Below are 17,479 nucleotides of genomic sequence, written 5' to 3'. Positions count from 1 at the left end.
AGGTCTGCAGGGCTCATGGCACGCGCTGCCTGCCCGGCTGCCGTATGTGCCGCATCCTTACCCGCTCCCAGTCCGGCCTCTGAGAGGAGGTCCCCATGCACAGCATCCACCTGTCGCCCTGGCCGGCCGTGTGCTGCCCACGCTGCAAGACCCGGCTCGACGGCGGTCCCGTCCAGTTCTACTGCGCACAGTGCCGCCGCACCGTGTTCGCCGCCGACCTCGACCACGAGACCCCAATCCCGCTCAGGAGAACCCCATGATCACTGTCTTGCTCTACCTGGTGGTGTTCGCCGCCGGATTCCTCGCCTGCGACCTGGTACGCATCGCTCAGGAGCGGTACCGCATCCGTCAAGCCGCACGCTACGCCGTCGTTGCTGCCGGATCGCCGGACAAGGTGCTCCGCATCTGGTCCAGCCACCGCGCCAACTGGTGCGACCGGCCCGGCTGCCCGCGCTGCTGGGGACGGTGGGGCCGATGATCGCCGCCATCTACGGACCCCGCCCGCTCAGCGAGGGCGAACAGACCGCCATCTCGGTCACTGCCGCTGCGGTGGCGAGCCTCGGCCTGCTCGGCTTCGTCATCAGCTTCGCCACGGTGGCCAAGGCCGCTGAACCGTCTTTCGGCTGGTTTTCTTGGATCGTTCCATTGGGCATCGATCTCGGCATAGCCGTCTTCTCGGCACTCGACGTCGTCCTGTCCCGGCTCGGCATGCGCCTTCGCCTGCTCCGAGTCGTGCCCTGGTCGCTGACGGCCGCCACGGTCTACCTGAACGTGGCTGGCGAAGACACCTTGTTCGCGATCATCGCCCACGCCATGCTTCCCGGCCTATGGGTGGTGGCCGTAGAGGTCGGCGCGTACGCCATCCGCAAGCGCGCTGATCTGGCCAAGCCCGACCACATGGAGTCCATCCGGCTCTCCCGGTGGCTGCTCGCCTTCCCGTCCACCTTCGCTCTCTGGCGCCGGATGGTGCTGTGGGAGATCCGCTCCTACCCGAACGCCCTCGGCCGCGAACGCGACCGTATCCTCGCCCGCACCGACCTACAGGACCAGTACGGCTGGCTGTGGCGCTTCAGGGCCACGCGCCGCGAACGAGCGCTCTACCGGCTCGGCGAGCTGGCCCCCGAAAGCGTTCAGCTCGCACCGGTGCCCGAGCGTCCGGCCCTGCCACCGTCGCCGGTACGGAAGCCCACCGTGCGGACTCGGCGAAAGAGCCCACGAAGTCGACGTGCCAACGTGGACGAGTTGATGCCGCTCGGCTGGCGGATCGTCGCCGACCACGAGATTCAAGGCGAACAGCTCACCCGAGACCGGCTCCGCGACGCCATCCGCCAGACCGGTCGGTCGATCTCCACCGACCGCGCCGGAACGCTGCTCGCCCGCCTGCGGTCCGAGGCACCGCCCGACCGGTCCGCGACCGCCACGCCGACCGCCACCACTGACGCGGACGGACCGCACGGTCCGACCGCCGAGCCAGAAGCGGACGAGACGCGGTCCGACCGCACATCGTCCACGACGCAGGGCGCGGCCCCCACTCCGCCAAGAACAGTGGCCGCGCCCCACCACCCCGCTACCGCCAAGGCACACGAGGTGCACACATCATGACCCAGAACCCGCACGAGTCCGACAACCGTCCAACACCAGGGCGCGAACTGGACGGCTTCGAGTGGTCGGAAGGCGAGGCCGAGGTCGTCCCGCTCGACTCCCGCCGCCGCGCCCGCCAGACCGACGAGACCGCGCCTGAAGAGGAGGACGAGTTCTTCGACCGCGAGACCATCGCCGTTGCCGACCGCGTCACCGGTCCGCCGGTCGATCAACCGGACGAGGACGCCGTACCGCCTGTGTCCCAACCTGCTCAGCGACGGGCACCCATCGTCCCGGCGTGGCTACGCACCTGGCAGTCCGTCCGGGCGATGATCGCCTGGCAGACGTGTGACGCGGCATACGTCGTCGCGTACCACTCCGCACGTTCACCCAAGTACCTCGTCAAAACGCTCTGGTACGCGGTCCCCGGCGTCTTCGCCGGGATCGGCCGGCTGCTGTACTGGGCAACGGCCGAAGAGGGGAACTGGGCTCTTCGCCAGTACGCCGCCGACCGCAACGACGCCGAGACATGGCTGAAGCTGGACAAGCAGCGTCAGCGCCAATCCCGGTGGCGCTGGTCGGTCCTGATAGCCCTCGGCGTGGTGGGCCTGGCTGGTCTCCCGGCCTTCCTGGTGGCGGACCTGCCGAGCTGGCTACGTCTCGCCGTCGTGGCCGGGGTCGTGCCGGTGCTGGCACGCATTGGACGACCGACCGACAGGCCCATCACGGACCGGGTGAGCGAGGCACCGAGGTACCGGAAGCTCACCGCGGAGCTGGTACGTCGCGCGCTGCTGGCCTGCGGCATCTCCGGCATCACCCAGGCCGTCAGCAAGGACCCGAACGCCATCAGCTTCCCTCAGGAGATCCACCGCGACGGCCCTGGCCACCTCGCGATCGTGGATCTGCCGTACGGCGTGGAGGCCGTCGAGGTGGTGGCCCGCCGTGGCCGCTTGGCCTCGGCGATGCGGCTCCCGATGGATCAGGTCTGGCCCGAGCCGGGCACCGGCCACCCGGGACGGCTCGCTCTGTGGGTCGGTTACCAGCCCGCGTCCGAGATGAAGCAACCGGCCTGGCCGCTGCTGCGGGACGGGAAGGTGGACGTGTTCAAGGCGTTCCCGTTCGCGACCACGCCGCGCATGGAGACGGTCAACGCCTCGCTGATGTTCCGTAACTGGCTGGTGGGCGGACAGCCCGGCTCCGGCAAGACGTTCTCGCTGCGCCTGGCCGTACTGGCAGCCGCCCTCGACCCGCGCGCCGAACTACGCATCTACGAACTGAAGGGAGTTGGTGACTTCAAGGTCTTGGAATCGGTCTGCACTGAGTACGGCAACGGCTTCGACGACGAGACCAAGGCCAGGTGCGCGGCGATGTTCGCCTGGCTGTACAAGGAGTGCGAGCGCCGCTCCAAGCGCATCGCCCACTATGCCGCCCTGGGCAAGGCCCCGGAGAACAAGGTCACGCCCGAGCTGGCCAGCCTCAAGGGCTCCGGCCTGCACCCGCTGATCGTCGCCGTGGACGAGATCCAGGAACTGTTCCTGGACGCCAAGCACGGCAAGGAAGCCGGGGAAATTCTGGAGAAGGTCATCAAGCTGGGCCGCGCCCTGGGCGTGATCCTGCTGATCGGCACCCAGATCCCGGACAAGGACAGTCTGCCGACCGGGATCACCCGCAACGTCAACACCCGCTACTGCATGAGCGTCGCCGACCAGGTGGCCAACGACATGATCCTCGGCACCTCGATGTACAAGAACGGCTACCGCGCCACCATCTTCCGGCCGGTCGATGAGGCGGGCTGGGGCATCCTGGCTGGCCTGGGCCTTCCAGCGGCGCGGCGCTCGTACGAGGTGAACTCCGACCAAGCCAAGTCCGTAGTCGACCGCGCCATGCAGCTCCGGGGACTGGCGGGCACACTGCCCGAGCCAGGCACGCAGGAGCGTGAGAACACCGTCATCTTCGATGTCCTGGCGGACCTGGCCGAGGTCTGGCCCGCTGGCGAGAACGCGACGTGGAACGAAGCGCTGTGCACCCGGCTGACCGAACTCCGGCCGGACGCCTACACCGGCTGGAAGTCCGAACAGCTCACCAGCGCCCTCAAGCCGCACGGCTTGAAGGTGGGTGACATCGGCCGCCGCATCGACGGCAAGCCCGTCACCCGACGCGGCATCCGCCTCGACGATCTCACCGAGACCATCGCCGACCGTAACCGCCGACAGCGCTCCGGCTGACCCCGCGCCGGGCTGCTAGCGATAGCGGCTGACCCTGCTATCGCTAGCAGCCCCGCTAGCACCCGAAAACAAGCCCTGGCCAGGCCGTTAGCACGCTAGCGGCCTTCCCCTCCCACGCCCTGAAACCGGCCCTGGAGGCTGTTGTGCACCCTGCCCTGCTCGCCGCTATCGCAATGATCGCCAGCACCCTGTGTTACGCCTCGGCCTGCTATGTGAGCCCGTTCGGCCGCTGCCGTAAGTGCAAGGGCAAGAGCCGCACCCGGCACGGCCGTGGGGTTCGCTACTGCCGCCGCTGCGACTCCACCGGCCTGCGCCTACGCCTGGGCCGCCACCTGTGGAACTACGCCCGGAGCCTGCACCACGACGGCCGCTGAACATGAACGGCCCCGGCGCACAGCCACCAAGCACGACGCCGGGGCCCTTGCCCCAACCGATCACCGGCCCCGCAGGGCCGACTCAAGGAGCACCCACCAGCATGACATCCGATCCATCCCGCCACACCCTGCCCTACGCCCTGGCCGCCGCAGCCCGAGGCTGGCACGTCTTCCCGCTCACCCCGGGCGACAAAACACCGCTTCGCGGCTGGAAGTGGACGCAGCACCACACCACCGACCCCGAGGTGATCCGCTGCTTCTGGAGCCGCACCCCGTTCAACATCGGCATCGCCACCGGCCCGTCCAACCTGGTGGTCATCGACCTGGACACCCCGAAGGACGGGGAGCAGTCGCCGTACGACCAGCCTGGCGTCAACGACGGGGCCGACGCCCTGGCCCTGCTGTGTGAGCAGGCAGGACAGCCGCTGCCGCTGGAGACCTTCCAGGTCCGCACCCGGCGCGGCGGGACCCACCTGTACTTCACCGCCCCCGAAGGGCTGCGGCTCGGCAACACCTCCGGCCCCAAGGGACAAGGGCTGGGCTGGCTGATCGACACCCGCGCCTGCGGCGGGTACGTCGTCGGCCCCGGCAGCCACGTGGACCTCCCGGACGGGGCTGGAGCGTACGAGGTGATCCACGACGCCGAGCCCGCACCCTTGCCTAAATGGTTGGCCGCACGCCTCACACGACCGGAACAGGACAAGCCCGAAGCCAACGTCTCGGTGCATGACGTGTTGGCCGTGCTCGGTGAGCAGTCCACCGGTTACGCGCTGGCCGGGTTGCGCAACGAGGTACAGCGCGTACTCGACGCCGCGCCCGGCTCCCGCAACCACACCCTGAACGCCGCCGCCTTCGCTCTCGGCCAGCTCGTCGCCTCGGGCCTGCTCCCGCCACGGCTGACCGAGGACGCCCTGCACACCGCCGCCCAGGCGATCGGCCTATCCCCCCGAGAAGCCGCCGCCACCATCCGCTCCGGCCTGACCTGCGGAGCGCGCTACCCACGCCGGGGGATCGCATGACCAACTCAATGGACGCCAACGCCATCCTGGAGAACCTTGCCGCCGATGCCACCATTGCCCGCCTACACCGCGACCTGTCCGGCGATCTGAGCATCGGCCTGCCGGTGGCGCCGCCGGCCGCTGATGCGTTCATGTTCTACGGCCTGCCCGGCGACCTGGTGCACGCCGCCGACCCCTCCACCGAGGCCGACCCCGTAGGCGTCCTGGTCTCCGCGCTGTCCGCCTGCGGCGCGGTCATCGGGCCGGGGCCGTTCGTCCAGATCGGCAACACCCGCCACCCGCTGCTGATCTGGCCGCTGCTGTTCGGCCGCACCGGCTCGGGCCGCAAAGGCCAGGCCACCGACACGGCCGAGATCTTCCTGCACGCGGCTGGCATGGGTTACGGGGACCTGTGCGTGACCGGCCTGTCCTCCGGCGAAGGGCTGATCGAGCGCATCCGCGACCCCGACAGCCCAGAGGACACGGGCGGGACGATGGACAAGCGGCTGTCGGTCACCGAGCCGGAGTTCTCCACCGTCATGGCCCGCGCCAAGCGTGAGGGCTCCACGCTCGGCACGATGCTGCGTCAGGCGTGGGATGGCCGCACCTTGGCGGTGCTGACCCGCAACGCCTACCGGGCCTCCAACCCGCACATCGCGATCATCGGCCACATCACGCCGAAGGAGTTCCGGCTGCGGGTGGCCGAGGCCGATATGGCGGGCGGCTCCTACAACCGCTTCCTGCCCGTCTATGTCGAGCGCTCCAAGCGGTTGCCCATCCCGGAAGGCGTCGCCCCCGACCTGCTGGCGACGCTCAGCGGCAAGCTGCACGACGCGGTCAGGGCCGCCCGCCAGATCAAGCGCATCAGCCTCGACGCCGATGCCCGCGCCTTGTGGTCGACCGAGCTGTATGAGGAGTTCACCGCCGCCGACGACGAAGACCACGCCTGGACCGAGTTCACCCGCCGCTCAGCCCCGTACTGCCTGCGCATCGCCGCCCTGTACGCCGCCCTCGACATCCGCGACCACATCACTGCCGCCGACCTTCAGGCCGCTGCCGCGCTGGTCCGCTACTCCATCGCCACGGCCATGTTCGTCCTGGACAAGCAGATGCGCGACCCGAAGATCGACCGCATTCGCCGCGCCCTGAACCAGGCCGCCGACACTGGGCTGACCCGCTCGGAGATCTCCGGCCTGTTTTCCCGCAACGTGCCCAAGCAGGCCCTTGACGAGCTGCTGACCAGCCTGACCGCCACCGGCCAGTACGAGACCTTCACCACGCCCACCGGCGGCCGCCCCTCGGTCCGCTATCGCCGTACCAGCCAGCACGAAGAAAGAAGAAACAAGCCCTCATGACCCCCACGACATGCATGCCACCAGCGCCAACACCACCAAGACAGCGGAGAGGTTCCTTCGTAGGCAACGAAAGAACTCCGGCGCATCGCACGGCACCGGACCTATGGAGCCGAGCACCGCCACAACGCTCCGAGCCGCCGCAACGACAGCCGCCCCCCGCCCGGCTGACCTTCTTTCTTCTTTCTTCGTCCCAGCAATTCCCGGCCCACAGCCACCAAGCACGAGGCCGGACCACCCAACCGCCTGCATCACAAGGAGCCGCACTTGGCCACCGGCCTCACCCAACGAGGGATGCTCACCCTCGCCGACCTCTGCACCGAACTCCAGATCTCCCGCTCCACCTTCTACGACTGGCGCGCCAAGGGCCGCGCCCCGCGCTGCCTCAAGCTGCCCAACGGCGATCTCCGCATCCGCCGTGCCGACCTCGACCGCTGGCTGAGCACGATGGAGGAGGCCGCCTGATGAAGGACATCACCTACAGCGTGCGCGTCTACGCGATCGAAGCGCGCAGGAACAAGGACGGCAAGGTCACCTCTTACCGGGTGGCCTGGCAGATCGTCCGCAAGTCGTGGAAGCGCTCGTTCAAGAACATCGCTCAGGCCGACACCTTCCGCGGTTCCCTGCTCACCGCAGCCCGCAGTGGCGAGGCGTTCAGCATGCTTACCGGCGAGCCGGTCTCCTGGGCGCGGGCCGAGCTGTTGCAGATGAGCTGGTACGACTTCGCCTGCAAGTTCGTGGACATGAAATGGAAGCCGGCGGCGGCGAAGTACCGCCAGGACATCGCCCGCGCTCTGACCGCCGCCACGCCCGCCATGTACACGGGTAGGCGCGGTAAGCCCGACGATCTCGCTCTCCGCTCGGCGATGCATGGCTGGGGCTTCAACACCAAACAACGTCAGGACGCGCCCGACAAAATCGCGGCGGCGTTGAGCTGGCTGTCCGATAACACCAAGCCTGTCTCCGCTCTGATCGACGACGCCGGGCTCGTCCGCGACCTGTTGGAGGCGATCACTTCACGACTGGACGGTAAGCGGGCCGCTCCCAGCACGGTCCGCAAGCACCGCATGCTGCTGTCCAACGCCCTCGACTACGCCGTGGAACTCAAGCTGCTGCCCGCCAACCCGCTCAAGACGCTGAAGTGGAAGGTCCCCGTGACCTCGTACGAGGTGGACCGGCACAGCGTCGTCAACCATGGTCACGCCAAGGGACTACTTGCCGCCGTCGAGGCGCAGAAGCCCAGCGGCGAGCGGCTAAAGGCATTTTTCGCCCTCATGTACTACGCCGCCCTACGTCCTGAGGAGGCCATCAACCTGCGCCGGGACAACATCGCCCTTCCGCCTCTGATCAAGAACCCTGGCACCGGAGAAATGGAAGAACCAGACAACGCCTGGGGCGAACTCCATCTCCTCAAGGCAGCGCCCTACGCTGGACGTGCCTGGACCGACGACGGCGCGGCACGTGAAGAACGCGCGCTCAAGCACCGCGCGGAAGGCCACACTCGGACAGTTCCCATCCCGCCGCCTCTGGTCCGCATCCTGCGCGCCCATCTCAAAGCATTCGACCAGGGATCGCACGGCCGCCTCTTCTATGGGGTCAAGGCCGGAGACCTGCCGTTCATCACCTACCGGCGCGCATGGAAGGCGGCCCGCAAGACGGCTCTGTCCGACAAGGAGTTCGCCTCACCGCTGGCCGCCCGGCCGTACGACCTGCGCCACGCGTGCGTGTCCATGTGGCTCAACGCCGGGGTCCCCGCCCCGCAGGTCGCCGAATGGGCGGGACATAGCGTGGATGTGCTCCTGCGCATCTACGCCAAGTGCATCGTCGGCCAGGACGAGGCCGCCAAGCGCCGAATCTCCGACGCCCTCAACGAATAGGACCGGCTGTGCGGGAGTACCGGTTGACGCCTCAGGCTCCCGCACAGCACCCCGTGAACCAATTACCCTTCGTGGTCGTCTATCAACTATTGGTTCATGATCTCAGGAGTGAAGTTGAGCAGCCTTCCACCGTCCGCATTCATCCGTCGAGTACCGACCGCACCCCGGCGGCGGCGCTGGCGAAGGGTGTGCATGACGTTCGCCCTCGTTGGAACGCTGGGGTTCGGCTGCGGCCTGGGATTCTCAGTCGGGCGGGCTGTTCAGGGGATCGAACAGTCCGCCCGCCCCCCGGTCGCTGCTATGTCAGCCACAACAAAGCGGAATGTGCTGGGCAGTCCCGTCCCTGCGGCAACGAGCCCTTCGCGTGTTGTTCCGCGAGCTGACGCCGTGTCGAAGATGGCTCCTCGGTCCGTGTCCAGGCCGAAGATCAATCCGAAACGCGGCAAGGGGAGGGAGGGGCACAGGCATTCACTCAAGCGTCCCCAACACCGGGTTCGGGCTCGGCATGGCGACATTCGTCACAGGGCCTGCGCGCGCTTTGAGGGCTTCAAAGCGCAAGTGTGCAGAAACCTCTTCCGTGGGCGCTGATGATAAGGCGCCCTCCCTGTGTGCCAAGAATTAGGCGGCACGCGGCGGATCTGGCTACGACTGGCCGAGTTCCGCGCGTACGGCGGGGTGTCCTCGATGATGCGCCACCCCAGATGGAGCGGCCGGACGCGTCGGCGACCCAGAGACCAGGAGCTTGCGCGCCTCCTCGTCGGAAAGCTGAAAGTGGGATCCGATGGAGTGGCCGGAGACAACACCTGGTCGCCAATTTCGGCGATGCGATGAGGGAGATGACGTGCTGGGGAAAGACTCCACGTATCCGTGCCAGGCCGAGATATTAGCCTCTCTACCGGTCAGGGGCTCGTCCAGGACGCATAACTCGTGGTCGCCTGTCATCAGGCGGTCCAAGCCGGGCACGTCGCCACGATTGATGCAGTCGATGAAGCCGATCACGAGGGCGGCGGGCGGCAGGTAGCGGCGGGTTATAGCTGCAGTCTACGCCTCGGAGACAAGGCCAGCACCGAGAGAAATTGCCCCCCTCGGGCCGCTCGACCTGACCGTCATCCTCCCACGTGACAACGCATAGTGACCACATAGACGTGCCATCGAGTACGTTGAGCAGGCTATCAAGGGGAATGGCCGCAGAGACCTGGATGATTTGGGCGGCGCTGATGAGATCGAGGTGTGCAGAGATGTCGTTGACTATGGCTACCCGCAGTCTGGTCGTCTTTGCCGCAATGGCGCCGTAAGGATTGTCCTCGCTTGCCATCGCGAAGCTAGCTTCCAGGATGAGGCGGTGGAGAGCGGCCATGGTAAGGCACGAACCGCTTGATGTCCTACCTTGCCTTAACATATCTTAAGCTTTGCAGGAGGTTCTCCATGTGCCGTTTTCCTTGCTCTGTTTCAATATAGTAGAGACAGTCTTGGCCTTGAATGGCTACAAAAGCTACATAAGAGGTTGCGTCTGGGCCTGAGGCATATTTCGCTCCTGCGCCGTTAACTCCGTAACCTGCGATACTGCCGTCGTCCCATTTAATGTGATACGGCCACCGATCGTTTCGATTAGGATCGACACCACTGCTTGCGGGCAAATCCTGTCCTGCAATAGTGATATCTCCATCAGGAGCTTCATAAATGACACCCCAGCCGCCGTCAATATGTGTGGCTCTTGCAGTAGCTTTCGATCCACCGCCTAGAGTGCTTGGAGCGATCGGCGCGCAGTACTCGTGATTTCTCGACTTCGCCCACTGGGCAACGGTAATTGGGGCGTCCTTTGCTGGGATCTGTTTGTTGTCCCAAGGTGCCCTACCTGCAGGCGTCGGTTGGGGGGACTGCTGAGGCGATGCCGCTTGTCCCTTGGGGCAATTAAGTACGACGTTTCCGCCAGCGATTATACTACTGCCGGATACATTGCATTCTCCTGATGGGGGAGTCTGGATAGCCGGACGAGAAGGCTTGGGTTCGTCCTTCCACCACGGTAGTGCTATTATCGCTACTAATAGGGCTAATATTCCCACTATGGCGGCAATGCCCTGCCATCCAAGCCATTCCAGGAAGGCTTTTGCTTTGCTTTGAGATTCTGCATTTTCACTCTTCTTGCGACTCTTAGCCAAGGTATCCTACCAACGGGATTGAGGCGGAAGTAGTGACAGCGCTGTATGGTGGCGATTCCTGCGTGAACGTCACCCACAAATACGCTGCACTGCAGCCAACTAAGAGCGGTGCTTAATGGTTATATAGAAGCCTCCCGAGAATCGGCCCCAACTGCAGGGAAGCTCGGCGCGTTACCACATCCATACCATAAGTGCGGTCATGCGGGGCGCTGACCAGCAAACGAACCGGCATGAGATCGATATCATGCTTAACCTTGAGCGATACGGCTCAGGGTGTTAGGCGGCGCCGGTCGCGACCGGCAGAGAGCTTGACCAGGGCCAATCAATGACGCGGATAGGGCGTGCAGTTCCTGAGCCAGCGGTCGACGGTCTTCGGGGCGACGGTGGTGAGGCGCGACTGATCGTGCGGGTCGGCACATGGAGGAGAGGCGGAACGAGACGCTGATCATCCGAAGACGGTTCCCTGGACGAGGGCATCACCAGTGAACCGCCCCCGGTAGGCAGCGCAGATCCGTTAGAACGAGGTGGGGCAGCATTGGGAAACCATTGGGAAATGGTGACCGCAAACGATCGCTCACAGCCGCACACCACCGGACACACGAAATAGCCCTCAACTGACGTTTCCGCTGGTCGAGGGCGCTTCGCTGCTGGTCGAACCTGGTGCCCCCGGCAGGATTCGAACCTGCGGCACCCGCTTTAGGAGAGCGGTGCTCTATCCCCTGAGCTACGGAGGCGGACCCAATAAGCCTAGCGAAAGTATGGCACTGCGTGGGACGTGGAGCGTGGGTGGGATTGAGGTGGGTGGGTCATCAGTGCTGTGAGCTGCAGTAAAGGGATGGCAAGCGGTCAGATTGTTGCATGGCTGGCGTCGGTAGCGTCGGGGCTGTGACGAGAAGGCGACGTGGTGGGGCGCGTAGGCGGCCGGTGGTGTTGGTTGCGGCGGTGTTGGCGCCGGGGATTCTGGCTGGCGGAATGCTGGTGGGGGAGTTGACCGGGTATGAGAGTGCGGTGGCTCAGCCGGTGGCGAAGGGGGAGTCCTTCAGGCGGGTGGTGTTTGAGCCGGTTTTGGTGCAGGCGCCGGCTCGGGGTGGGCGGCGGTATGAGGGGGCTGTGCCTGCGGTTGTGCGGGTGCGGGTTGAGTCTCGGGTGCGGGAGGTGGAGCGGGGTGTGAAGGATGTGGTGCCGCCTGCGCCTCGGCCCAAGGAGCGGCGTCCTGCTGAGCCTGTGGAGAAGGCGGAGCGGGAGTGTGCGGGGGAGTGGGTGAATACGTGGCTTTGGGAGATGTGTCGGGAGCATGCGCGGTGGCCTGAGGCCGAAGTGAGCGAGGGGCGGGGTGGCGAGGGGCGAAGTGAGGATGTGGAGGGTGAGGGGTGGGGGTGGTGGCCCACTTGAGGGGGCTACTTGAGGGGGTGGAGGCTTGCTTGATTGGTGATGGTGTGGATGGTTCTTTGTTGCGGATGAGCGTGGGGATCGACGGGGTTATTTGGGGTGGTATGGGGGCGTCGGGCTGGGGTGATGGGGGGTCTGGGCGTCGGAGGGGCGGGGAGTTGGGTGGGTAAAAGGGTGTTTTGGGCTCATAACAGCTCTCCGGAGTTCGGTCCGGGCACAAGGGGGGCTGTAGTAACGTGCGTGCCGGACCCCGGTAACAGAGTTGCAAACGGAGGAGTCGACAGTGCCATCCCCTCGGTCGGCGGGTCTGATCGTGGCTGTTATGGCTGTGACCTCCTTGTTTGTGGTGCCGACGGCCGCTCCGGCGCAGGCTGAGCGGGTTGAGCAGGTTGATCGGAAGGATCCGGCGGACCTTACCGCGCTGCGCAAGGAGGCCGAGAAGTCGGCCAAGGAGCTTGAGGACGCCACCAAGGCGCTGGAGAAGCGGCGGGCTGACATCGCGGCGGCGGAGAAGCAGCTGACCGGGAAGCTGAAGGCGTTGCAGGACGCTGAGGCGAAGTTGGCGGTGATTCGGCAGCCGGTGTCGCAGATGGCGGAGTTGCTGTACGAGCAGCCCGTGGGGGCTGACGGGGTCACGTCGTTCCTGTCGGGAGATGCCTCTGCGGACACATTGCGGGCGATGGCCAATACCTCTCACATCGTGGCGAATCGGCAGCTTGTGGTGGAGCGGACCAGCACGCTGTACAAAGAGACCGAGCGGCTGGCGGCGGAGGCGCAGGAGCTTCGGGCGTCGAACATGCTGGCCGAGGCGCAGATGGCGGCGGAGATCGACACGCTGCGGCAGCGGTCGGACAAGATCGTCAAGTCGTTGACGGCGGCGCTGGTGAAGATGGGGATCAAGGTCGACAAGGTCGGGCGGGCGGCGCTGGGATGCAATCCGTTGCGGGCCGCCACTGCCAACGGGTATCCGAACGGGTTGATCCCGAAGGCCATGCTGTGTCCGTTGCAGCAGAAGGGGCACAGCCTGAGGGCTGATGCGACGATCGCGTTCGTGAGCTTGAACGAGGCGTACAGGCGGCGGTTCGGGAAGCAGATATGCGTGACGGACGCGTACCGCAACTTGGCTGAGCAGCAGTCGATCTACTATCGGCGGCCGGGGTTCGCGGCGGTGCCGGGGCGGAGCAACCACGGGCTCGGGCTTGCTGTGGACCTGTGTGGCGGGGTGGAGCGGTTCCGGTCGGTGGAGTTCGTGTGGATGGAGAAGAACTCCAAGAAGTACGGGTGGTTCCATCCGTCCTGGGCCTACAGCAGCCCGTTCGAGCCGTGGCACTGGGAGTACGACCCGAAGATCGACTCCGTTCTCTAGCCCCTTCTATGCGCGGGCGATTTCGGCGCAGCAGTGGGCGCAGCGGGTGGCTGCGATGGGAATCTCGGACAGGCACTCCGGGCAGTCGCGGTGGGTGATCTCTTCTCGGGTGGCGGCGCGGTCCTTGTAATGGGTGTACGGCTTGACGATCAAGAAGTAGAGGACTGCCGCGATCAGCAGGAACGAGATCACGGCGTTGAGGAACTTGCCGTACATGAAGTTGGACTCGCCGACGGTGAACTTCAGCGACGAGAAGTCGGGCAGGCCACCGAAGGCTGAGATCAGCGGGGTGAGCAGGTCGGCTACGAACGAGCTGACGATGGAGTTGAAGGCCACGCCGATGACTACCGCCACGGCCAGGTCGATGACGTTCCCCTGCATGAGGAACTTCTTGAATCCACTCATGAGATCAGAGCGTAGTTGAACTGCTACTGATTGTTATTGCTGATGGTGAGGGAGAGGCGGCCGCCTGCTTGGGCGGCGGCCAGTTGGGCTGCTTGGGGTGGGGTGGTGGCCACGACGAGGAGGGCGCCGTGGTCGGTGTCGGCCTTGGGGATGGTGATGACTGTGACGTTGTCGGCCACCAGCTGGGCCTGCTGGCCCTCCCAGGCGGCCAGGAGGCTGATTGTTGATCCCGGGCTGATCAGGTGCGCCGTGTCGGGGTCGGCTATGCGTACGGGGGTGGCGACGGTGCCGGGTGGCAGGGGATAGGTGTGGAGAAGGCGTACGTCGGTCAGGGGCTCGCCCTTGCGCATAGGGGTCGTGAGAACGCGGCCGGTGGCGCCTGTGCGGATGGCGCCGGCGGGGACAGGGGTTACGGCGGCTGGGCGTAGGTCTCCTGGCTTGAGTACGCCGGGGGAGAGGTCGTGGGTCGCTATCAGGGCTGAGGACGTCGGGGTGGTGGGGCGTAGGGCGACATATGCGGATAGGACGCCGGTGCCTGCGAGGAGGGCGGCGAGGGCACGTCGGCGTCGGCCGCTACTTCTGCCCCTACTTCTGCCTCTTCCTCCTCCGCCGCCGAGTAGTTGACGGCGGCGGCCGAGGAGGGGGTGTTTGGTGGGTGGATCGCCGGTTGGTGCCGCATTGCGATCAGGGGGTGTGTGGGGGTGGGGGGATGGTGTGCTGCGGTTGGCCCATCGGGTGAGGGTGGGATGGGCGGTGGAGGTGGAGGCGGCTTGCCTCACGTAGTCGGGTAGGCGGGGGGCGAGATGGCGGGGGAGCCTCTGTACGGTGCTCATCGTCACGGCAGGTCGAACGGGAGCTTGATTCCGTCCAGGGCTGAGCCGCAGGCGCATGATCGTTCGCGGGGCAGGGCCTGTACGGCGTCGGACACGAGGGTGCGCATGCGGGTGACGTTCTGGGCGAAGAACTTGAGCACCTCGTCATGGGTCACGCCCTCGCCCGCCTCGACGCCCGCGTCGTGGTCGGTCACCAGGGAGAGGGACGTGTAGCAGAGTGCCAGCTCGCGGGCGAGGATGGACTCGGGGAAGCCGGTCATGCCGACGATCGTCCAGCCGTTGCTCGCGAACCAGCGGGACTCGGCGCGGGTGGAGAATCTAGGGCCCTCGATGACTACGAGGGTGCCGCCGTCGACCGTCTCCCAGTCGCCGGCGCGGGCGGCCGCCACGGCCACGGAACGGCCTGTCGGGCAGTAGGGGTCGGAGAACGACACGTGCACTGCGCCGTCGATGTCGTAGTAAGTCTGAACTCGGCCTGACGTGCGGTCGACAAGTTGATCGGGAATGACGAGCGCACCTGGGCCGTGCTCGGCGCGGAGGGAGCCGACGGCGCTGGGGGCGAGCACCTGGCGTACGCCGATCGAGCGGAGCGCCCAGAGGTTGGCGCGATATGGGATGCGGTGCGGCGGGAAGCGGTGGTCCCGGCCGTGTCGGGGGATGAACGCCACGGTGCGCGAGCCGATGCGCCCGACCGTGACGACGTCGCTGGGCGGGCCGTAGGGCGTGGCGACGTCTATCTCTTCCGCGTCGTCGATAAGGGAGTAAAACCCCGAACCGCCAATGACGCCGATATCTGCACGAGTGACCATGGCGCCGAGAGTAGCGGCATCGGATGGGCGGGTCGGCAGCCGAACGGGGTTCTGTGGATAAGTGGCGGCGTAGCGTTAGCACTCATGTGCGAAGAGTAGTATCGCTGCATGCGGCAGAAGGGCCTCGGCCTCATCATCATCGCGCTCATGCTCGGCATGCTGCTCGCGGCGCTCGACCAGACGATCGTCTCGACGGCTCTGCCGACGATCGTGAGCGACCTCGGCGGGCTGGAGCAGCTGTCGTGGGTGGTGACCGGCTACATGCTGGCCTCGACGGTGTCAACGCCGCTCTGGGGCAAGCTGGGGGATCAGTTCGGGCGTAAGCGGCTGTTCGTCGCCGCGATCGTGATCTTCTTGATCGGCTCTGCGCTCTGCGGGCTCAGCCGGAACATGGGTGAGCTTATTCTGTTCCGCTCGATCCAGGGGCTCGGTGGCGGCGGGCTCATGGTACTGGCTCAGGCCATCGTGGGCGACGTCGTGTCGGCGCGTGACAGGGGGAAGTACCAGGGGTTCTTCGGCGGGGTGTTCGCGGTGTCCAGCATCGTCGGGCCGCTGCTCGGCGGGGTGTTCGTCGATCATCTCGGCTGGCACTGGGTGTTCTACGTCAACCTGCCGGTCGGGGCGGTCGCGCTGTTCGTGATCATCGCGGTGCTGCCGGGGGACGACACACGCACCAAGCACAGGATCGACTACGCGGGTGTCGTGCTGCTGGGCGGCGCCACGTCGTGCCTGGTGCTGATCACCACCTGGGGCGGCACCACTTATCCGTGGGGCGATCCGGTGATCGTCGGGCTCGGGGTGGCGGCCGTGGCTATGGTGGCGGGGTGGGTGTTCGTGGAGCGGCGGGCGGCTGAGCCGGTGCTGCCGCTCGGGTTGTTCAGGTTGCGGGCGTTCTCGATGTCGTCTGTTGTCGGGTTCGTGGTGGGGTTCGGGATGTTCGGGGCGCTCACGTACCTTCCGCTGTACTTGCAGGTGGTTCATGGGGTGAGTGCCACGCTGTCCGGGGTTTATCTGCTGCCGATGATGGCGGGGATGCTGACGATGTCGATCGTGAGCGGGCAGATCATCACTCGGACGGGCAAGTACCGGTTCTTGCCGATCGCGGGGACGGCTGTGGCGACGGTCGGGATGTTCCTGCTGTCGATGCTCGACGAGCGCAGCAGTCTGTTGACGCTGGGGGTCTTTCTGCTGGTCCTGGGGGTGGGGCTGGGGATGACCATGCAGGTGCTGGTGATCGTCGTGCAGAACGCGGTGGACTTCCGGGATCTTGGCGTGGCCACGTCGGGGGCCACCTTCTTCCGGTCCATCGGCGGGTCGTTCGGGGTGGCCACGCTCGGGTCGGTGTTCACGGCGCGGCTGAACTCCGACCTGGGGGACGTGCTGGCGTCGGTCAGGTTGCCGGCGGGGTTCGAGCCTGGGCGGATCCAGGAGGATCCGACGGTGATCCAGCGGTTGCCGCGTGGGTTGGCGGCCGAGTTCCTGCACGTGTACGCGGATGCGATCGCGACTGTTTTCCGGGTGGCCACGCCGATCGTGTTCGTTGCGTTTCTGCTGAGCTGGCTGATTCCGCAGCAGCGGCTCCGGGAGACGACCAAGGCGACTGATCTGGGTGAGGGGCTGGGGGCCACGTCGGCTGAGCGGTCGTCGCTGGCCGAGGTGGAGAGAGGGCTGGTACGGCTGGCCGACGCGGATCTGCGTAAGGGGTATTACGACAGGCTTGGCCAGTTGGCTGGGATGGGCGATATTTCGCCGCAAGGGGTGTGGATCGTGGCTCGCTTGGGTGGTGAGGGGTGGGTCAGGGCGGCCGACTTGGCGCAGCGGGCGGACGTCAGCCGGGAGGAGGGGCGGCCCTATGCCGACCAGTTGGTTGAACGAGGGCTGGTGGAGCGGTCGGCGGATGGGGAGATGCTGCGGCTCACGGGGGAGGGGCAGCAGGTGGCGTTGCGGTTGCTGCGGTGCTCTTGTGAGGGGCTGAGCCGGTTGGTGGCGGATTGGGGGCCGAGTTCGGAGTTGGAGCGGTTGGTGGAGCGGGTTGGTCCTGCGTTGCTGGGGGCGAACGCGGACCGGCCGAGGTAGGAGATGGCCCGTTGGTGGGGAGGCGGGTTCCGGGA

14 protein-coding genes and 1 tRNA gene are annotated in these 17,479 nt (G+C 66.3%); 11 read left to right on the top strand and 4 right to left on the bottom strand.

The features are described 5' to 3' along the window. The first annotated feature begins 95 nt into the window (after positions 1–95). From KME77_RS00385 to KME77_RS00345, 9 genes are all read left to right on the top strand, one after another. A complete protein-coding gene (locus KME77_RS00385) occupies positions 96–260 on the top strand; it encodes a hypothetical protein (protein WP_219459971.1) in 165 nt (54 codons plus the stop codon). Further along, a complete protein-coding gene (locus tag KME77_RS00380; RefSeq protein ID WP_219459968.1) occupies positions 257–478 on the top strand; it encodes a hypothetical protein in 222 nt (73 codons plus the stop codon). The genes KME77_RS00385 and KME77_RS00380 overlap by 4 nt, the downstream gene beginning before the upstream one ends. After that, positions 475–1,602, top strand: coding sequence for a DUF2637 domain-containing protein (locus tag KME77_RS00375; protein ID WP_219459964.1), 1,128 nt, complete (start codon positions 475–477; stop codon positions 1,600–1,602). Before KME77_RS00380 ends, KME77_RS00375 begins: the two co-directional genes overlap by 4 nt. Beyond that, positions 1,599–3,806, top strand: a complete 2,208-nt coding sequence (locus KME77_RS00370; RefSeq protein ID WP_219459961.1) for an FtsK/SpoIIIE domain-containing protein — start codon at positions 1,599–1,601, stop codon at positions 3,804–3,806. The genes KME77_RS00375 and KME77_RS00370 overlap by 4 nt, the downstream gene beginning before the upstream one ends. Positions 3,807–3,979: 173 nt before the next feature. Next, a complete protein-coding gene (locus tag KME77_RS00365; protein WP_219459956.1) occupies positions 3,980–4,180 on the top strand; it encodes a hypothetical protein in 201 nt (66 codons plus the stop codon). A gap of 101 nt (positions 4,181–4,281) precedes the next feature. Next, positions 4,282–5,199, top strand: a complete 918-nt coding sequence (locus KME77_RS00360; protein WP_219459953.1) for a bifunctional DNA primase/polymerase — start codon at positions 4,282–4,284, stop codon at positions 5,197–5,199. Continuing rightward, positions 5,196–6,533 carry a DUF3987 domain-containing protein gene (locus KME77_RS00355; protein WP_219459951.1) on the top strand — a complete coding sequence of 446 codons (1,338 nt, stop codon included), beginning with the start codon at positions 5,196–5,198 and terminating at the stop codon, positions 6,531–6,533. The genes KME77_RS00360 and KME77_RS00355 overlap by 4 nt, the downstream gene beginning before the upstream one ends. Before the next feature lie 264 nt (positions 6,534–6,797). Continuing rightward, positions 6,798–6,995 carry a helix-turn-helix transcriptional regulator gene (locus KME77_RS00350; protein WP_308250477.1) on the top strand — a complete coding sequence of 66 codons (198 nt, stop codon included), beginning with the start codon at positions 6,798–6,800 and terminating at the stop codon, positions 6,993–6,995. Further along, a complete protein-coding gene (locus tag KME77_RS00345; protein ID WP_219459948.1) occupies positions 6,995–8,407 on the top strand; it encodes a tyrosine-type recombinase/integrase in 1,413 nt (470 codons plus the stop codon). The genes KME77_RS00350 and KME77_RS00345 overlap by 1 nt, the downstream gene beginning before the upstream one ends. A 2,817-nt stretch (positions 8,408–11,224) precedes the next feature. Here KME77_RS00345 and KME77_RS00340 read toward each other — a convergent pair. Then, positions 11,225–11,300, bottom strand: a tRNA-Arg gene (locus KME77_RS00340). A 977-nt stretch (positions 11,301–12,277) separates the two neighbouring features. Between KME77_RS00340 and KME77_RS00335 the strand changes: the two genes are divergently transcribed. Next, positions 12,278–13,321 carry a M15 family metallopeptidase gene (locus KME77_RS00335; RefSeq protein ID WP_219459946.1) on the top strand — a complete coding sequence of 348 codons (1,044 nt, stop codon included), beginning with the start codon at positions 12,278–12,280 and terminating at the stop codon, positions 13,319–13,321. A gap of 6 nt (positions 13,322–13,327) precedes the next feature. Here KME77_RS00335 and mscL read toward each other — a convergent pair whose 3' ends face one another. From mscL to KME77_RS00320, 3 genes are all read right to left on the bottom strand, one after another. Continuing rightward, positions 13,328–13,726, bottom strand: coding sequence for a large conductance mechanosensitive channel protein MscL (mscL, locus tag KME77_RS00330; protein WP_219459943.1), 399 nt, complete (start codon positions 13,724–13,726; stop codon positions 13,328–13,330). 23 nt (positions 13,727–13,749) lie between these two features. Further along, the gene (locus tag KME77_RS00325; protein ID WP_219459941.1) at positions 13,750–14,076 is read right to left on the bottom strand and encodes a hypothetical protein; all 327 of its coding nucleotides are present in this window, start codon (positions 14,074–14,076) and stop codon (positions 13,750–13,752) included. Positions 14,077–14,561: 485 nt separating this feature from the next. After that, a complete protein-coding gene (locus KME77_RS00320) occupies positions 14,562–15,368 on the bottom strand; it encodes an S-methyl-5'-thioadenosine phosphorylase (RefSeq protein ID WP_219459937.1) in 807 nt (268 codons plus the stop codon). A gap of 108 nt (positions 15,369–15,476) precedes the next feature. On the opposite strand from KME77_RS00320, the gene KME77_RS00315 reads away from it, so the two are divergent. Further along, positions 15,477–17,444, top strand: a complete 1,968-nt coding sequence (locus KME77_RS00315; protein WP_219459934.1) for an MFS transporter — start codon at positions 15,477–15,479, stop codon at positions 17,442–17,444. Positions 17,445–17,479 lie beyond the last annotated feature (35 nt).

Origin of the sequence: Nonomuraea rhizosphaerae (genome assembly GCF_019396405.1) — a bacterium.
Lineage (GTDB): Bacteria > Actinomycetota > Actinomycetes > Streptosporangiales > Streptosporangiaceae > Nonomuraea > Nonomuraea rhizosphaerae.
This window is presented reverse-complemented; position numbering and strand designations above follow the sequence as displayed.

Bases quoted from the DNA above. Each gene is read 5' to 3' on its own strand.
- KME77_RS00365 (WP_219459956.1), top strand. From the start codon at position 3,980: ATGATCGCCAGCACCCTGTGTTACGCCTCGGCCTGCTATGTGAGCCCG.
- KME77_RS00360 (WP_219459953.1), top strand. From the start codon at position 4,282: ATGACATCCGATCCATCCCGCCACACCCTGCCCTACGCCCTGGCCGCC.
- mscL (WP_219459943.1), bottom strand. From the start codon at position 13,726: ATGAGTGGATTCAAGAAGTTCCTCATGCAGGGGAACGTCATCGACCTG.
- KME77_RS00325 (WP_219459941.1), bottom strand. From the start codon at position 14,076: ATGCGCAAGGGCGAGCCCCTGACCGACGTACGCCTTCTCCACACCTAT.
- KME77_RS00380 (WP_219459968.1), top strand. From the start codon at position 257: ATGATCACTGTCTTGCTCTACCTGGTGGTGTTCGCCGCCGGATTCCTC.
- KME77_RS00370 (WP_219459961.1), top strand. From the start codon at position 1,599: ATGACCCAGAACCCGCACGAGTCCGACAACCGTCCAACACCAGGGCGC.
- KME77_RS00355 (WP_219459951.1), top strand. From the start codon at position 5,196: ATGACCAACTCAATGGACGCCAACGCCATCCTGGAGAACCTTGCCGCC.
- KME77_RS00315 (WP_219459934.1), top strand. From the start codon at position 15,477: ATGCGGCAGAAGGGCCTCGGCCTCATCATCATCGCGCTCATGCTCGGC.
- KME77_RS00335 (WP_219459946.1), top strand. From the start codon at position 12,278: ATGGCTGTGACCTCCTTGTTTGTGGTGCCGACGGCCGCTCCGGCGCAG.
- KME77_RS00375 (WP_219459964.1), top strand. From the start codon at position 475: ATGATCGCCGCCATCTACGGACCCCGCCCGCTCAGCGAGGGCGAACAG.
- KME77_RS00345 (WP_219459948.1), top strand. From the start codon at position 6,995: ATGAAGGACATCACCTACAGCGTGCGCGTCTACGCGATCGAAGCGCGC.
- KME77_RS00320 (WP_219459937.1), bottom strand. From the start codon at position 15,368: ATGGTCACTCGTGCAGATATCGGCGTCATTGGCGGTTCGGGGTTTTAC.
- KME77_RS00385 (WP_219459971.1), top strand. From the start codon at position 96: ATGCACAGCATCCACCTGTCGCCCTGGCCGGCCGTGTGCTGCCCACGC.